The organism is Streptomyces tendae (assembly GCF_014650435.1).
GTDB lineage: Bacteria > Actinomycetota > Actinomycetes > Streptomycetales > Streptomycetaceae > Streptomyces > Streptomyces tendae.
The window spans coordinates 620,059-633,729 of sequence record NZ_BMUY01000002.1; the positions used below are offsets into that span (position 1 = coordinate 620,059).

The following is a 13,671-nucleotide window of genomic DNA, read 5'->3' on the forward strand; positions in this document are numbered from 1 at the left end:
GACGAGGGGCCCGCGCTCAGCGCGGGCCCCGGTGAAGCGGTTCGATCTATGCGGCGTGCTGCTCGCAGCGCTCCCACCAGGCATCAAGGTCGGCGCGGCTGACGCGGACTTGGCCGTTGGGGAGTTTGCGGAGGCGGGGGGCTTGGCCGCGGGCGCGCATGCGGTAGAAGGCGGCGCGGCTCATCTTGATCTCTGCGAGGACTTCGGGGAGCTTGAGCATCTGAGGGCGTGCCACGGTCGACTCCTTCGAGGCTCTGGGCATGGCGGGCTGGCACCTGTCCGAGGTTCGGATTTCTGCGTCACAGCGTCACCTGCGTCATTCAGGGCCCTGACCTGGGGGAATGCGTGACACAGCACGATGGGGGTGCGTCACTGCCGCGTCACCTGCGTCACGGTGGCGTGACGCAGGTGACGCACGATGACGCAGACGGACCGGCTCTGCGTCACGCTCCTTCTAGCTGGTCAGGGGCCGTTTTCCGTCGCTTGTGACGCAGGTGACGCAGCGTTCCCCTACTTAGGAAAGAGAGGGGGTGGTGTCTGTTGTTGTGCGCGGCTCAGAGCGCGAAGAAGGAGCCGCTGCGCGGCACGTCCTTCGGGCGGTGCTACGCACCGAACGGCAAGAGGAGCACCCAGTGCCGCGTCGCCCCGGGTGCTCTTCTTGCCGTTGTGCGGTGACCTCGCGTTCAGAACGCGGCCCCCTGCTGCGGGCCGGGTGCCGGCGCGGGTTCGGTGAGTTCGATGTAGCGGGCCTCGCGGGTGCGTCCCCAGTCCACGACCAGGCCGCGGGCGGCGAGGGTGGGCTGTAGGCGCTTGAGCCGGTCGGAGAGCACCTTGCCGGTGGTCGGCCACCCCTTGGGCAGCGGGCGGCAGTCCTCGCCGCTGTAGAGCCGGGTGAGGAGGTGCAGCCACTCCGCGGACGTCATCCGCTCCTGTGCCCCGGGTTCCATGCCGGCGGCGTACTGGAGCACGGTCTGCGCGAGCAGGTCGCCCTCGATGACGTCGTCGTTGAGGTCGTCCAGTCCGGCCCGGTAGGCCGCCAGCGCCCCGAGGCCCATGGCCTCGTCGAGCTGCGCGCACAGGTGGGCGAAGTCCGCCATCCGCAGGTCGGTCGGCGTCTCAGCGGTGGCGGCGCGGACCGTGACGGTCAGGTCCAGCAGGGAGCCGAGCATGACGGGCAGGGCTTCCGCGTACTCCGCCCACAGCTCCGCTTCGGTGCGCCGCACCTTCGGGCGTTCGAGGCGGAGCGGCAGGAGGCGTTCGGCGAGGTCGGGGCGGATGACGCCGACGTCGATGCCGGTCAGGAGCAGGGGGCGGCGGTAGCGGGCGCGGAAGACGTCTCCGTCGGTGAACAGGGCGCGCTTGACGCTCTCGGCTCCGGTGACGATGCAGCACATGGCGTCGGACAGGTCCGGGGTCATGTGGGAGAGGTTGTCCAGCGCTGTGACCCATCCCGCGGCCACGGCCGCGATCAGGTTGTCCTCGTCCTTCGGGGCGCGACGCAGGTCGCCGGTCATGCCCTCGATGAGCCGGATCAGCATCCGTCCGCCGGTGGACTTCCCCGCGCCCTGGGGGCCGGTGAGGAAGGGGGCGGGGACGGGCACGGAGGGTTCCAGGCAGCCGATCAGCCAGGCCATGGCCAGGCACTCGGTCTCCGCGTTGGCGAAGTTGCAGAGCCTGAACAGCAGGTCGATGCCCTTGCCGTTGGTGTCCTTGGCAGGCAGCGGGAGTTCGCCGGTGAGCTGGGTGCGCCGCCAGCACACCTCGCTCGGGTCGGGGGTGCGGATGTCCCAGCCGGTGGGGTGGATGCGGACGGACTGTCCGTCGTTGCGGCCCAGGTCCAGCCAGGTGGCCCCGTCCAGGCCGGGGGCGACGCGGATGTGGACGGGCTGGACCTGCTCGGTGAGGGCGAGTGCTTCGATCAAGTCGAGTGCCTCCTTCATCGCGGTGCCGTTGAACGTGCCGAGTCCGTCCTTGAACAGGCCGACCATGAGTTCTTGGCGGTGGCTTCCGGTGGTGCCCTGGGAGCGGATCGGGCGGGCCACGGGGTGGCCCTTGCGCTGTGCGTAGACGGTGCCGTCGGCGGTGCGGAAGTAGCGGAAGCGCTCCTGGGCGTAGTCCGCGATGACCTTCCGGGCCGGGTTCTTGTCGTCGTCTTCCATGCTCAGAGCCCCAACGTGGTGCGTGCGTTGGTCCACGCGTCCGTGCAGTGCCGTGCGGTTTCGCCCTTGGCCTGAGCGGCGGTGAACAGGCGGGCGATGTGGTCCTCGGTGAGGCAGCCGCACCGGCCGTGCGTGGAGAGCACGGCCAGGAACGTCCGGTACACGGCCGTGTGCACGCCGCTGGACGTCTCGCTGATGCGCTGTACGGCCATGGCGATCCCGCGCTCCAGGTAGGCGGGGCTGCGGTGGCGGCATTCCCCGCCCCCTGCCGGCGCGGGGACCCTGACGGGCACGGGGGTCGCGGGCTTGGCTGCGGTGAGCGCGCGCACGACGTTGGGCAGTGCGACCAGGGTGCCGGTGCCGGGCCCGAGCCAGCGGGCGTAGGCCATCGTGGACTTGATGTCCACGCCGGGCCGCACGCCGTTGGCCGACGGCATCGTCCCGAGGTAGAGCCAGTGCTCGCCGCGGGTCGTGGGTACGGTCCGGGTGGCGGGCAGGGTCTGGCGGGCCCACGCGATGGCGTCGGCGTTGTCGCAGTCCACGACCGTCAGACCTGCGCCGCCGGGGTGGTAGGCCACGGCTGCGGCGCCTTGCCATGCGCTCGCCCACGTGGGCGAGATGATGACGCTGGTGTCGGTGGTGGCGGCGGCCCAGCCGTGGCAGGGGGCGGGGCAGATGCAGGGGCCGGGGGTCTTCATGTGCGGCCGGCCGCCACACGAGGTGTACAGGCACGCGGGGCAGTTGGCGAAGGGCACCTTGCCCTTGCGCAGCGGCAGCACGGGCAGTCCCTCGGCCGCGAGCTGGAGGGCGGTGCGCAGGTGGGTGCTCACGCCGCCACCTCCAGCGTCCGGGAAGCGAGGAAGGCGCGGCCGATCCACTCCATGTAGGCAGGGAGGAGAGCTTCCCTCAGGCGGAGGTGATCGGTGGACCAGTCGATGCCCTTCGCGGCCCGGATCTCCTCCACGGTGGCCTTGCCGCCGCCCTTGCCGTACGCGGCGACGTAGGGCCCCTCGTGGTATTCGCCGTGGCGCCAGCCGCGCACCCGTCCGCGGTGGCGCGGGTGGGCCGGTTGCGCTGTGGTCCAGTTGCCGAGTTCGAAGTAGCGGTGCATCAGCACTCCGAGGCCGAACTGTTCGCCGCACAGGCGGATGTCCTTGCGGACCTCGGAGCCGGCCACGTTCTCCATCACGTACGGCCGGCCCGTCGCTTCCAGCGCGGCCCGTACGGGCCGGATGAGTCGGGGGTAGGTGCGGCCGATCGCCTCGTTGCGGGTCCGGTTGGTGCCCTTCGTGGGAGCGCCCTCTCCCTGGCAGGGCGGCGAGACGTGGATGAAGTCGAACTCACGGCCACAGTCGCGGATGAAGTCGACCACGTCGCCCTGGTGGAACGCGTCGCCCTGATAGTCGGGTTGGGGTTCGATGTCGACACCGGTGATGTGGACGTTCGGGCCGAACGCACGGCGCAGTCCTTCGGTGGCGCCGCCGATGCAGCAGCATCCGTCCAACACCCAGAGGGGTTCCCGCAGGGCGAGCGCTCGCGGAATGTCGGTGGGTTGGGTCATTCTGGATGTCTCCAGTTCCTTGATGGTGACTGGCTGGCAAGGGCGGCCCCGCTTCTTTGGCGAGAGTGGGGGGCCGCCCTTGGCGTAGCTACTTCTTCGAAAAGACCTTGAGGGTGATGCCGCCGATGCCGATGGGTCCGGCGGCGCCGGCGATGACGGTGGCGGTGTGGGCCGCGGCGTCGAGCAGGAGGCACAGGCAGGCGACCAGTCCCCAGCCGCCGGCCACGACCGCCCCGGCGATCGCGAACGGGACCAGGGCCCGGCGCCAGGGGATGCCGGTCGGGTGGGTGTCGTTGACGACGATGACGACGGGTCGGCCGGTGGCCTGTGCGCGCTGCCAGTCGGCGGCGGGTATGTGCGGGGCGATGTTCCCCGGCGGGGTGCGGTGGTCCATTTCGGGGCTCCCTCGGGTGAGCCGCGGGCCCGCACCAGATGCTGGTGCGGGCCCGCTCGGATAGGTGGGTGTGCTTGTCGCGTGGCTTGTCGTCTTCCTTGTCGCGTGCTTGTCGTGCGGCTTGTCGCTTGTCTTGTCTTGTCGCTTGTCGCCTCGCAGGTCACAAGCCGTATCCGGCCCTCACAGAGCCGCCCAGGCGCCTTCCCGTACGCGGTGGGCGACAGGCGACAAGCGCTCACGCTGCGGGGGCTTGTCAGTGGCTCGGCCTACTGTGTCGCTTGGCCGGACGGAGATCGTGAGGGACTCGCGGCAATGGGGGGTGGGTGTAAAAGGTCCCCGGCATCCAGCTCGGGACGTACATACAAGCCCGTGGCCCCCACCCCCTTCTCCGCTCAGCTCTCGGGGGGCTGTTCGGGGGCGTGCCGGCGGTGGACGTAGCGGGCCTTGGTGCCTTCTCCGACGCGGACGGCGGTGCCGTCCTTGACCCAGTCCCGCAGCCAGCCGACGACCGTCTGACGGGACGTGCCGTGCTCTGCGGAGAGCGCGCGGGCGATCGCGGAGGCTCCGGTGCCGTCCCGGCCTGCGGCGAGCAGCAGCGCCAGTGCCGCCTGCTGTGCGGGGCTGTCCTGCTCGCCTCGCAGTGCCGACAGGTTCAACCCGCCCGCAGCCGGCGGCCCGTCGCCCTCCGCGGGGGTCTGCGGTTCGGGGGCGGTGCCGAACTGGGCGTCGATCTGCTCCCGGAACTTGCGCAGCATCTCGTCTTCCGGTGACACGGGTGCCTGCTCCGGGCGGTTGAGCGCGGACAGCTTCAGGCCCGTGTCGCCCGTGCTGGTGGTGCCGGCGACGTCGGTGGTGGCCTGGTCGCGCATCCACGCGGTGCGCTCGCTGTCCCAGCGGCGGGCGTAGGCGGGCCCGGCGGCCTTGGCGGACACCGTGTCCAGGGTGGGGTGCCGCTCGGAGGTGGCGGCGATGATCTCCCGGATCTGGTTGGGCAGGATCCGCCATGCCTTGAACAGTGCTGCCGGGGACTCGGGGGTGCCCATGAATCCGGCGCCCTTGTGGGGGGCCTGCTCGACGCGCAGTCCGCGGGAGCCGGGGAACATCTTGGAGAGGTCCATGCCTTCCTTCTCGCCGCCGGTGAGGGCGACGCGGACCTTGGCTTCCCGGCGGATCATGAGGTTGCTCAGCACGCTCCCGGTTGCTCCGAGGGCGGTGAGGACGGTGCGGATGCCCATGGCGCGGGCGATCCGGATCACTTCCAGGATCTTGTCGCCGAGCTTGCGCACGTGGCGGTCCGGGCTGGCCAGGATCTCCGCGCCCTCGTCGATGACCAGCATGATCTGCGGAATCTTCGCGCTGATCGGCAGCAGGTCCGTGTTCGCGCGGGAGAGAACGTCCTGGTAGCCCATCTTGCGCTGCTTGGCCACGCGCACCGCCACATCCAGCATGGTCATGGCCTCGTCGTACGTCCCGGCCAGCCAGTCGATACCCGGCCGCACCGCCTTGCCGTCCTCCGCCTTGATCTCACCGTTGAGGGCGGGCAGCACCCACGGCAGGCCCGCGGATCCGGCGTTGAGGTCGATGACCCAGGTCAGGATGTCGTCGGCGCGGGCGAACCCGGCGAGGATCGAGTGGACCATGTTGGTCTTGCCCGATCCGGTCGGACCGACGATCAATGCGCACTGCTCGCGCAGGTAGGCGAGGATCTGTTCCGCGTTGGTGCGGTAGCCCCAGGGGATGCCGGTGTGGACGGACAGCGGCCCGTAGTCGGACGGGTAGGTGCGCTCCTGCTCCAGCACGTTGACCGTGGTCACGTCGATGATGACGCGGCCCTGGTGGATGCCGGGGGACGCGGTGGCGGTGCAACCGTGCGGCAGGCGCGCGTCCGCGGACAGCCGTGCGGACTCGGCGGCGATCTTGTTCCAGGTGGCGCCGCCGGCGGGGAGTTCGGCGTCGATGGAGTATCCGGCGCCGGTCTCCCACTGCTCGACGCCGACCACGCGCACGGTGATCGAGCACACCCGCTGGATGCGGTCGACCCATTCCGCGGCGATCGCCCGCCGGTCCGCGGACAGGTCCGCGGCGACCTGCCGCATCTTGGCGGCGAGGGCTTCCTCCTCGCGGGCCTCTTCGAAGAGGGCGGAGGATCGGGCGGCGGCGCCGATGCCGACGCCCATGGTGGCGAGGGAGCCGAGGGCGGCCCAGGTGAGGGGGCCGTGGGTCATGGCCCAGGTGGTCCATCCGGCGCCGACCAGCCAGGAGGCGGCGCGGGTGGCGAGGGTGCGGCCGGCGTTGCGGACGCGCAGGCCGACGACGGTGTGGCCGAGGGCGCCGGCCGCACCCACGGCCAGGGCCCAGCCGGGTGGCATGGAGGTGGCGGCGCCGGTGGTGGCGACGGCGAAGGCTCCGGTGGTGGCGGACAGGGCGCCGGTCACGGGTCCGTGACCGGCCGCCCAGTCCAGCACCGGGCCACTGCTCGCCTGCTGCTTCTTGGTGGCGGTGGCGGTGCTGCTCATCTCAGACGTTCCAGCCCTTCTCTGCCTCGGTGCCGTTGCGGGGGTCCTCGTGCCGGGCGATGTCCTGCTCGTGGGCCTGGCGGAACAGCGGGCCCATGTCCTCCGCGACCGCGACCGCGCTCATGACGGCGCCGAAGATGTCGTTGAAGCCGTCCGCGACTTCCTTCTCCAGCGGGAACTCGGAGTCGGAGCGCTCGGCGAGGATCTTCATCACGTTTGCCACGCTGGTGAGGGCGGCGGGCAGTCCCTCGACCATGGCCAGGATCTCCATGGCGTTCTCGGGGTCGTAGGAGTTGGCGGCCTGCTCCATCTCGGCGGCGGCCTCTTCGAACCGGAAACCGGACACGTGCTCTCCCTCACTCGACTCGGTGTTCGTGCTGGTGGGAACGGTGGACGGGGGACGCTCGACGCTGTCGGTGATGCCGTCGGCGCCGTCCTTGGTGGCTTCCGCGTCGGCGGCGGCTTCCTGCTCGGCCTGCTCGTGGCGGATCGCCTCATCCCGTCCGGCCCGCTGCTCGGCAGCGACACCGGCCAGACGGCGGTAGAGGCGGCGTCCGGGGTGGATGAGCCAGGGCAGTCCGAGCTTGCGGCCGATCGGGCTGGTGACCAGCCCGAGCAGGCCGAGCGGGAGGGCGAGCAGGGCGGCGAGCAGGCGCCGGCCGTGGAACCGGGCCGCGGACCGGCGCAACGCCTGCCGCGCCGCCCGCCGGGCAGGCGCCTTACGCACCGCAGCCCGCTTGGCTGCGACCGTGCCGGCGGCTTTGGCGTCGCGCTGGGCACGGTTCTTGGTGACCGCGGCATCCCGCGCGGCGCGGGCCTTACGGGCGGCGCTGCCGAGCATCCGGCCGGTCAGTCCGCCGTGCCGTCCGGCGCGGTGGGTGAGCCCGGTGCCGCCGTTGGCGGTGCGGGCTTTGGCGTTGCGGCGGGCGTCTGCGACCGCGCGGCGGGCCGCGGTCGTCTGCGCTCGTTGTCCGGCTCGGGAGCCGGGTGCGGCCTGTTGCGCGGACCGGCGCAGGGCCTTGACCTGCCCCACCTTGCCCGCAGCCTTGCCGACGGCGCCAGCCGCCCGCTTGGCCGTGCCCTTGCTTGCCGTGCTGCGGGGCTTGCTGGCGCTGCTCGCCCCGGCGCTGCCGTTGCGGGCGGTCGTGCCCGCTCCGCGGCGGTGCTGGCCGGGCCCCTTGCCCGACTTGCCACCGGAACGGCCGGCACCAGTGGAGGATCGGCCCCGGTTGCTGCTGCCGGGAGCTCCCGCCCCACCGTGACGCAGGGCCGCGCTGCGGGCAGCAGATCGGCCGGCTGCTCGGGCGGCGGTGCGGCGGGCTTCCCTGCGGGGGTTGGTCTTGCGGCTGCGGGTGCTGGCCACGGTGCCGAGGACGACGGCGCCGGTCGCAGCTACAGCGGCGGCGATCGGGCCGCCGGCCAGGGCGGCGGTGGCGACCATGCCCACGGTGCTGTTCGCCCCGGCCAGGGCGAGCGGGACGACCGGCCAACCGCCGGGCGTGTGCTCGGACCCCGTCTCGGCCGGGGCCTGCTCGGTCGGCGCGGGTGCGGGCGGCGCGGGCGGTGCGGGGGCCGGGATGGCTACCGGCTCGGTGCTGACTTCCGTCATGCTGAGAGCACTCCTTTGGGGAGTAGGGCCCGGCCAGGGCTGTAGGAGGTTGCTGGCCGGGCCTGCCGAATCAGGGGAAAGGCGCAGCTCAGTGGCTGCGGTGCGGGTGACGCGCGGCGATCTCCTGCCAGCGCCTGTTCTCGGCGGCATCGGAGCGGGTGAGGCTGACGCGGAAGTCGCAGCCGGGCCGCGTGCAGCGGTGCGTGGTCGTCGACCAGGCACTGACCAGGCGGAACAGCAGGCTGGAGAAGGTGGCCACGCAGGACAGGCAGCAGGCCAGCAGCAGCGTGACGGGCACGCCGTAGCCGGACAGTCGCACGCCGATCAGAACGGCCAGGGCCGTACTGACGGCTACGGCGCCCGTCATCAGGGCGCGGTGACGTGTGTCGTTCACTCGAACTCCCATGGTCAGGCGAGGCGTTCAGGCGGCGCGCTGTTCCTCGGGGAAGGCACACGGGGTGCACATGCCGAGCGTCGGCGGGATCACGTATCCGGCATCCCGCCGGCACTCGGGGCAGACGCGGCGGGCGGCATTGGCCTTGGCCAGGGCCGCCCATTTCGCGGGCGTCATCGGCCGGACGGGCTTGGCCTGCTCGACGCGGTAGAGGTAGGCGACCAGCGGTTCACGACGGCGGCGCGGGCGTTCGACCTGCGCGGCCACGTCCTGCCCGCCGGGCCGCAGTCCGAGCGCGCGCAGTTGGCGCTTCGTGGCCAGACCGTCCGGGGCGAGGCGCCACCGGTAGACGGGGACGGTGCTCATCACTGGCTCGCGATGGCCAGCGAGGCGCCGTCTGCGCTCGGGTCGCGGTGTTCGGCGTAGCGGGTGGACACCCACCCGACCGACCAGCCGCACAGCTCTGCGGCGGAGCGCACGGACAGCCCGGCGCTGAATGCGGCGGCCACGATCTGGCGGGCGTCGTCCTCGGGGAGCTTGCCGTTGGCCGGGCCGCGGGCCAGCAGGGCGGCGCGTTCACGCTCGGCCCGCTCCTCGCGCTCCTGGTGTTCACGGCGTTCACGCGCCTCGCGTTCGGCGCGCTCGCGGGCCAGGCGTGCGGTGGCTTCCCGCTCGGCCCGTTCACGCTCCTGTTCACGCTGTTCACGCTCGCGTTCACGGCGTTCACGCTCGGCCCGCTCGGCGGCCTCTGCACGCTCCCGGGCTTCCCGCTCCTCGCGGCGCTGTCGCTCTTCCCGCTCGGTCTGCTCGCGGGCGAGCGCGGCTTCGTGTTCACGTTGTTCACGGGCCAACTGGGCGTTGTGCTCGCGCTCCTCGCGGGCTTCCGCGCGGGCCTGTGCGGCGCGCTCGCGGGCCGCCTGCTCGCGCCGCTCCCGCTCGGCCTGCTGCTCGGCTTCCAGCGCGGCCACCGCGCGGGCGATGGCCCGCCTGTAGGCCAGGGAAGTCTCTGCGGTGACGATGAGCAGCAGTGGCGCGACGGAGTGGACGGCTACGCCGACCAGGTCTTTCTTCAGTGCGGAGTCGGCGGTGTTGAGGGCGAGTGTCATCAGCCCGGTCATCCAGCGCAGCACCACGGGCCAGCGTCCGCCGTGCCCGCCCAGGCGGGCCAGCACGTCGTCGAGCTTGACCACGATCACGACAGCGGCGTCCACCACGAGGGGCAGGATCGGTGCCGTCCAGTCCCATTGCTCGGCCGTGTGTGCCGCCATGAGCGGGGTCACGGTGAGGATGGAGTAGAGCATCGCCCCGCACACGATCAGCCAGGTGCCGCCGGACAGGGCGCGCTCTGCTGAACGGGTCTGAACACTGTTCACGCTGCACCCCCCACCGGCTCTGGAGAGGGCATGAACGCGCGGCGGTAGCCCTTGCAGTCGGCGTCGTAGATGAACGCTGCGACGCACCACGTGGACGCGGACGCAGGGCGTTCACCGCAGGGCACCCACGCGGTGCCGGCGGGCACGCCGTGCGTGGCCGTGTCCGCCAGTGCGTGCTCGCGGGTGGCGTAGACGGTGTGCGGCTCGCCGTAGTGCATCAGCACCGTCAGCGACCGCCCCACCAACACCCCGGAGTCCAGCACCTCACGTAGCCGGCGAATCTCGATGTCCTTGCGCAGCAGCTCCTGCTGGGTTTCGGACAGCTCCGCCAGCGCGCCGGACAGCAGGACACCCACCTCGCTGTTGGTGGCCTCTGCCCGCTCCGCGCGGTCGGTGACGGCGTACAGCTCCCGCACGTGGCTTCCCCACGCAGCGTCCGCCTGCGCCCGTACGTCTCGTGCACGGTTGCGAGCGTGGTCGGCTTCCTGCTCCAGCCGGGTCCACCGGCCGGCGGTGACGATGCGGATCACGCCGCCTCCCCGCAGCCGGCGCGGTTGGCCAGCACGACGCGCGTGGCCAGGGCCTTGCGGCGGGCCCGGCGCGTACGGCGGGCGTCCAGCTCGGCCGGCCGGGTCTCCAGCGCGGCAATCTCCGCGTCGACCAGGTCGACATCCGCGAGGATCGCGGGCATCTCCAGCTCGATCGCGTCCAGCTCCGCGTCCGTCGGCTCCAACCAGTCGGCGAACGCGGTAACAGCTTCCTGAACAGTGACGATGTGGTCCATGGGTCGTGGTCTCCCTAGCAGGTGGAACGGCCCGAACAGCGGCCCCGGGTCTAGCCACCCGGGGCCGCGCGCCGTTGAAGTCGGTAGATCCGGCTCCCCTCAGCACTGCTCGTACGAGACGAGCAGCGGAGGCAACCGGCCGCCGCGAAGGATGCGGCGGAGTGGTTGAGGTTCGAAATGCGGCAAGAGCCGCAGGCGCCAGACCCGCCCCAAAGAGCAGATCCGGGCAGGTCACCCGGCCCGACATGGCCGCCGGGATGGTGACCCGCACCCATCGACCGCACGTGTTCATGCGGCTGGGTCGGCACTCTGTTGAGTTGTCCACAGCGCTTGATCCGGGCCGTGCGTCCGGGCGCTGCTTACGAAGGTCAAGCTGTCCGAACCAAGCGACCTAGGTCGCTTGCCGTTGGAAAGAAAGCTACCTAGGTCGCTTTTGGTCGTCAAGTGGTCTCTCGACCTGAATGGAAACGACCTAGGTCAAGTACGCTTTCGGAGTGGACTCACAGCCGAAGAGGAAGCTCAACGCCCGCGAGATCGCAGCGAGGATCAGAGACGAAATCGCCGCCGGGACGTTCGGTCCCGGTGACCGGCTTCCCGGTGCTCGGGCCTACGCCAAGAAGCTCGGCGTAGCCCTGATGACCGTGCAGAACGCCTACACGCAGCTCCAGGAAGAGGGGCTGGTGGAAGGCCGCACGGGCAGCGGCACTTACGTTCGTGACCCTGCCCCTGGCGAGCAGGCGCCCCGCGAGGCTGCCCGGCGCCTGACCGAGCTGCAAGCCGAGGTCGCGCGTGTCTCGACCGAGCTTTCCGGCCTTGTCGAGCGTGTCAAGCAGCTTGAGGCCGTCGTGGGCACCCCCGAGGAGGAGCCCGGCGCCTAGCGTCTCTCGCGGTGCGTTCGTCGTCATGCCTTAAGCGTGTCCCGACAAACGCTCCGGGAGTACGTACTCCCGCTGCCCCCGCACCGAACTAATCCGAACTTTGGCCGTGCGACGGGGTGTTGGCGCGGCGCCGGGGGCTGCGAGACTGGCCGCATGGCTGAACTCAACGGCAACCCCGTCACCCTGGACGAACTCGAAGCTCTCGCCCTCACGAACTACGGGCACTTCACGTCCATGCGCATGGAGGATGGCACGATCCGCGGTCTGTCGCTCCACATGGACCGCTTGGTGCGAGACTGCCGACTCGTCTTTGGTGTCGAACTGGACCGCGAGCAAACCCTGAACTACATCCGCAAGGCGGTTGAGGGCGTTGAGGGCGTCGCAGGGCTCCGAGTCACGATCTATGACCCTGCGATCGACATGGGCCGTCCGAGCGACGCCAAGGACCCCCACGTCCTGGTGAACTTGCGGCCGGCGGGCGCTATGCCGCCGCCTCCGCTCGCGGCCAAGTCCTTCACCTTCACCCGCGACAGCGCGGCCGTGAAGCACATCGGACTCCACTCGCAACTCCGGATTCGCCGGGAGGCTCAACTTGCCGGATTCGATGACGCGGTGTTCGTCGAACCGGACGGCCGCGTCTCAGAGGGCGGCACCTGGAATCTCGGATTCGTCGACCAGGACGGCACGGTCATTTGGCCGGACGCTCCCGTTCTACCCGGCACGACGATGCTCCTGCTCCAGAGCCTTGATGCTCCCAAGCAGGTCACGGCCCCGGTGCAGCTTGCCGACGTTCCGAACATGGCGGCGGCTTTTGCCACGAACACCACGATTGGTGTGCGCTCGTTGAGCGCTATTGATGACGTGCAGTTCTCCCAGGACCACCCCGTGCTCGCCGCACTGCGTGAGGGGTACGCCGGAATTCCCGGCGACCGCCTGTAACGCGTGCTCGCCGCCCTGCCAGGGGCGCGATCCACGACAGAGGTAGCCCATGCCACTCGTTACGAAATGGACCGGACGTGAAGTTAGGGCGCTGCGTGAAGCCGTACGCATGAGCCTCATGGAGTTCGCCGAAAAGCTCGGGGTGTCCGATCGCATCGTCTCCCGGTGGGAAGCAGACGGCGAACGAGCCACCTTACGCATGGTGAACCAAGCGGCTCTTGACACCTTGCTCGCCAAGGCCGACCAGGATGCTCAGGGCCGTTTTGTGGGCATTCTCGCGGCGGATGATATTCCCACCCAGGCCATTATCGAGCCAAGCGAGAATCAGACGAGCAGTGGCGAGTACGTCAAGCATCCCGGAGACGGGAAGCTTATGGCGCATATTCCGGAAGGAATCTTCCTGTCAGGAGAGGAAGATGATCCGGTATGGGTGGATGACTTCCACATCGATACCTTCCCGACCACCAACGCCGACTACGCGAGGTTCTGCGCGGCCACCCGGCACCCGGTCCCTGAGCACTGGGACAACGGCCGATGTCCCCGAGAACTGTACGACCACCCCGTTGTGCATGTGACGTGGCGCGACGCGAACGCGTACGCGACATGGGCAGGGAAGTCGCTGCCAACGGCTGAACAGTGGGAGAAAGCGGCACGCGGCACCTCGGGCCGTACGTTCCCGTGGGGCGATCAGAAGACGGCAGCGAAGTGCAACGTCCGCGAGACCGGTGTGGAGGCTACGACTTCGGTCTCTCGGTACCACAGCGGTGTTTCACCCTACGGGGTGTACGACATGGTGGGCAACGTGTGGGAGTGGCTCGCGACGCCGACCATGCCAGGCCGGTACGAACTCCGTGGCAGTGCCTTCACAAGTCCGTTGTTCAGAGGCGTGCCGGCGGTCCCTAACGATGCCGACGACACAATGCACGATGACGACACGGGGTTCCGGTGCGTGGCGGCACCTCAGCAAATGCGCCGCCGTAAGTGATCACGGTAGAGGGGCGACTCCTTGAGGGCGCCGTTGCACGTCAACTTCCCGCAACTCAGTGGCCGCTGGCGTGGGTGGG

Annotated in this window: 15 protein-coding genes; 3 read left to right on the forward strand and 12 right to left on the reverse strand. The window is 70.4% G+C overall.

Going from position 1 to position 13,671, the window contains the following annotated elements; genetic code table 11:
* Positions 1 to 46 precede the first annotated feature (46 nt).
* The 12 genes from IE258_RS07775 to IE258_RS07830 all read right to left on the reverse strand — a co-directional run bounded on the left by IE258_RS07775 (position 47) and on the right by IE258_RS07830 (position 10,790).
* Positions 47 to 235, reverse strand: a complete 189-nt coding sequence (locus IE258_RS07775) for a helix-turn-helix transcriptional regulator (protein ID WP_150217502.1) — start codon at positions 233 to 235, stop codon at positions 47 to 49.
* Between the two features lie 448 nt (positions 236 to 683).
* Positions 684 to 2,159 (reverse strand): AICE element replication initiation protein, encoded by a 1,476-nt coding sequence (locus tag IE258_RS07780; protein ID WP_189740594.1) that lies wholly within the window; start codon positions 2,157 to 2,159, stop codon positions 684 to 686.
* A 2-nt stretch (positions 2,160 to 2,161) separates the two neighbouring features.
* On the reverse strand, positions 2,162 to 2,989 hold the full coding sequence (locus IE258_RS07785) for a bifunctional DNA primase/polymerase (RefSeq protein ID WP_189740597.1): 828 nt from the start codon (positions 2,987 to 2,989) through the stop codon (positions 2,162 to 2,164).
* Positions 2,986 to 3,720 carry a DNA cytosine methyltransferase gene (locus IE258_RS07790; protein WP_189740600.1) on the reverse strand — a complete coding sequence of 245 codons (735 nt, stop codon included), beginning with the start codon at positions 3,718 to 3,720 and terminating at the stop codon, positions 2,986 to 2,988. Before IE258_RS07790 ends, IE258_RS07785 begins: the two co-directional genes overlap by 4 nt.
* An 88-nt stretch (positions 3,721 to 3,808) precedes the next feature.
* Positions 3,809 to 4,114, reverse strand: a complete 306-nt coding sequence (locus IE258_RS07795; protein ID WP_189740603.1) for a hypothetical protein — start codon at positions 4,112 to 4,114, stop codon at positions 3,809 to 3,811.
* A 392-nt stretch (positions 4,115 to 4,506) separates the two neighbouring features.
* Positions 4,507 to 6,630 carry a hypothetical protein gene (locus IE258_RS07800; protein ID WP_189740606.1) on the reverse strand — a complete coding sequence of 708 codons (2,124 nt, stop codon included), beginning with the start codon at positions 6,628 to 6,630 and terminating at the stop codon, positions 4,507 to 4,509.
* Between the two features lies 1 nt (position 6,631).
* Positions 6,632 to 8,239 carry a hypothetical protein gene (locus IE258_RS07805; RefSeq protein WP_189740610.1) on the reverse strand — a complete coding sequence of 536 codons (1,608 nt, stop codon included), beginning with the start codon at positions 8,237 to 8,239 and terminating at the stop codon, positions 6,632 to 6,634.
* An 88-nt stretch (positions 8,240 to 8,327) separates the two neighbouring features.
* Positions 8,328 to 8,633 (reverse strand): hypothetical protein, encoded by a 306-nt coding sequence (locus tag IE258_RS07810; RefSeq protein ID WP_189740613.1) that lies wholly within the window; start codon positions 8,631 to 8,633, stop codon positions 8,328 to 8,330.
* A gap of 27 nt (positions 8,634 to 8,660) precedes the next feature.
* Positions 8,661 to 8,999 (reverse strand): RRQRL motif-containing zinc-binding protein, encoded by a 339-nt coding sequence (locus IE258_RS07815; RefSeq protein ID WP_189740616.1) that lies wholly within the window; start codon positions 8,997 to 8,999, stop codon positions 8,661 to 8,663.
* Entirely contained in the window at positions 8,999 to 10,006 is a 1,008-nt protein-coding gene (locus tag IE258_RS07820) for a DUF2637 domain-containing protein (protein ID WP_189740618.1), read from the reverse strand. The genes IE258_RS07815 and IE258_RS07820 overlap by 1 nt, the downstream gene beginning before the upstream one ends.
* Positions 10,003 to 10,536 carry a hypothetical protein gene (locus IE258_RS07825; RefSeq protein WP_189740622.1) on the reverse strand — a complete coding sequence of 178 codons (534 nt, stop codon included), beginning with the start codon at positions 10,534 to 10,536 and terminating at the stop codon, positions 10,003 to 10,005. The genes IE258_RS07820 and IE258_RS07825 overlap by 4 nt, the downstream gene beginning before the upstream one ends.
* Positions 10,533 to 10,790: a DUF6284 family protein gene (locus IE258_RS07830; protein ID WP_189740626.1), complete on the reverse strand. Its 258-nt coding sequence runs from the start codon at positions 10,788 to 10,790 to the stop codon at positions 10,533 to 10,535. Before IE258_RS07830 ends, IE258_RS07825 begins: the two co-directional genes overlap by 4 nt.
* 494 nt (positions 10,791 to 11,284) lie before the next feature.
* Between IE258_RS07830 and IE258_RS07835 the strand changes: the two genes are divergently transcribed.
* From IE258_RS07835 to IE258_RS07845, 3 genes are all read left to right on the forward strand, one after another.
* A complete protein-coding gene (locus IE258_RS07835) occupies positions 11,285 to 11,668 on the forward strand; it encodes a GntR family transcriptional regulator (RefSeq protein WP_189740629.1) in 384 nt (127 codons plus the stop codon).
* 153 nt (positions 11,669 to 11,821) lie between these two features.
* Complete coding sequence (locus IE258_RS07840; RefSeq protein WP_189740633.1) at positions 11,822 to 12,607, forward strand: aminotransferase class IV family protein; 786 nt, start codon at positions 11,822 to 11,824, stop codon at positions 12,605 to 12,607.
* 49 nt (positions 12,608 to 12,656) lie between these two features.
* On the forward strand, positions 12,657 to 13,592 hold the full coding sequence (locus IE258_RS07845) for an SUMF1/EgtB/PvdO family nonheme iron enzyme (RefSeq protein WP_189740646.1): 936 nt from the start codon (positions 12,657 to 12,659) through the stop codon (positions 13,590 to 13,592).
* Positions 13,593 to 13,671: the final 79 nt, after the last annotated feature.

Excerpts from the sequence above, each read along its gene's own strand:
- IE258_RS07790 (WP_189740600.1), bottom strand. The coding sequence starts at position 3,720 with ATGACCCAACCCACCGACATTCCGCGAGCGCTCGCCCTGCGGGAACCC.
- IE258_RS07805 (WP_189740610.1), bottom strand. The coding sequence starts at position 8,239 with ATGACGGAAGTCAGCACCGAGCCGGTAGCCATCCCGGCCCCCGCACCG.
- IE258_RS07800 (WP_189740606.1), bottom strand. The coding sequence starts at position 6,630 with ATGAGCAGCACCGCCACCGCCACCAAGAAGCAGCAGGCGAGCAGTGGC.
- IE258_RS07815 (WP_189740616.1), bottom strand. The coding sequence starts at position 8,999 with ATGAGCACCGTCCCCGTCTACCGGTGGCGCCTCGCCCCGGACGGTCTG.
- IE258_RS07845 (WP_189740646.1), top strand. The coding sequence starts at position 12,657 with ATGCCACTCGTTACGAAATGGACCGGACGTGAAGTTAGGGCGCTGCGT.
- IE258_RS07840 (WP_189740633.1), top strand. The coding sequence starts at position 11,822 with ATGGCTGAACTCAACGGCAACCCCGTCACCCTGGACGAACTCGAAGCT.
- IE258_RS07795 (WP_189740603.1), bottom strand. The coding sequence starts at position 4,114 with ATGGACCACCGCACCCCGCCGGGGAACATCGCCCCGCACATACCCGCC.
- IE258_RS07780 (WP_189740594.1), bottom strand. The coding sequence starts at position 2,159 with ATGGAAGACGACGACAAGAACCCGGCCCGGAAGGTCATCGCGGACTAC.
- IE258_RS07830 (WP_189740626.1), bottom strand. The coding sequence starts at position 10,790 with ATGGACCACATCGTCACTGTTCAGGAAGCTGTTACCGCGTTCGCCGAC.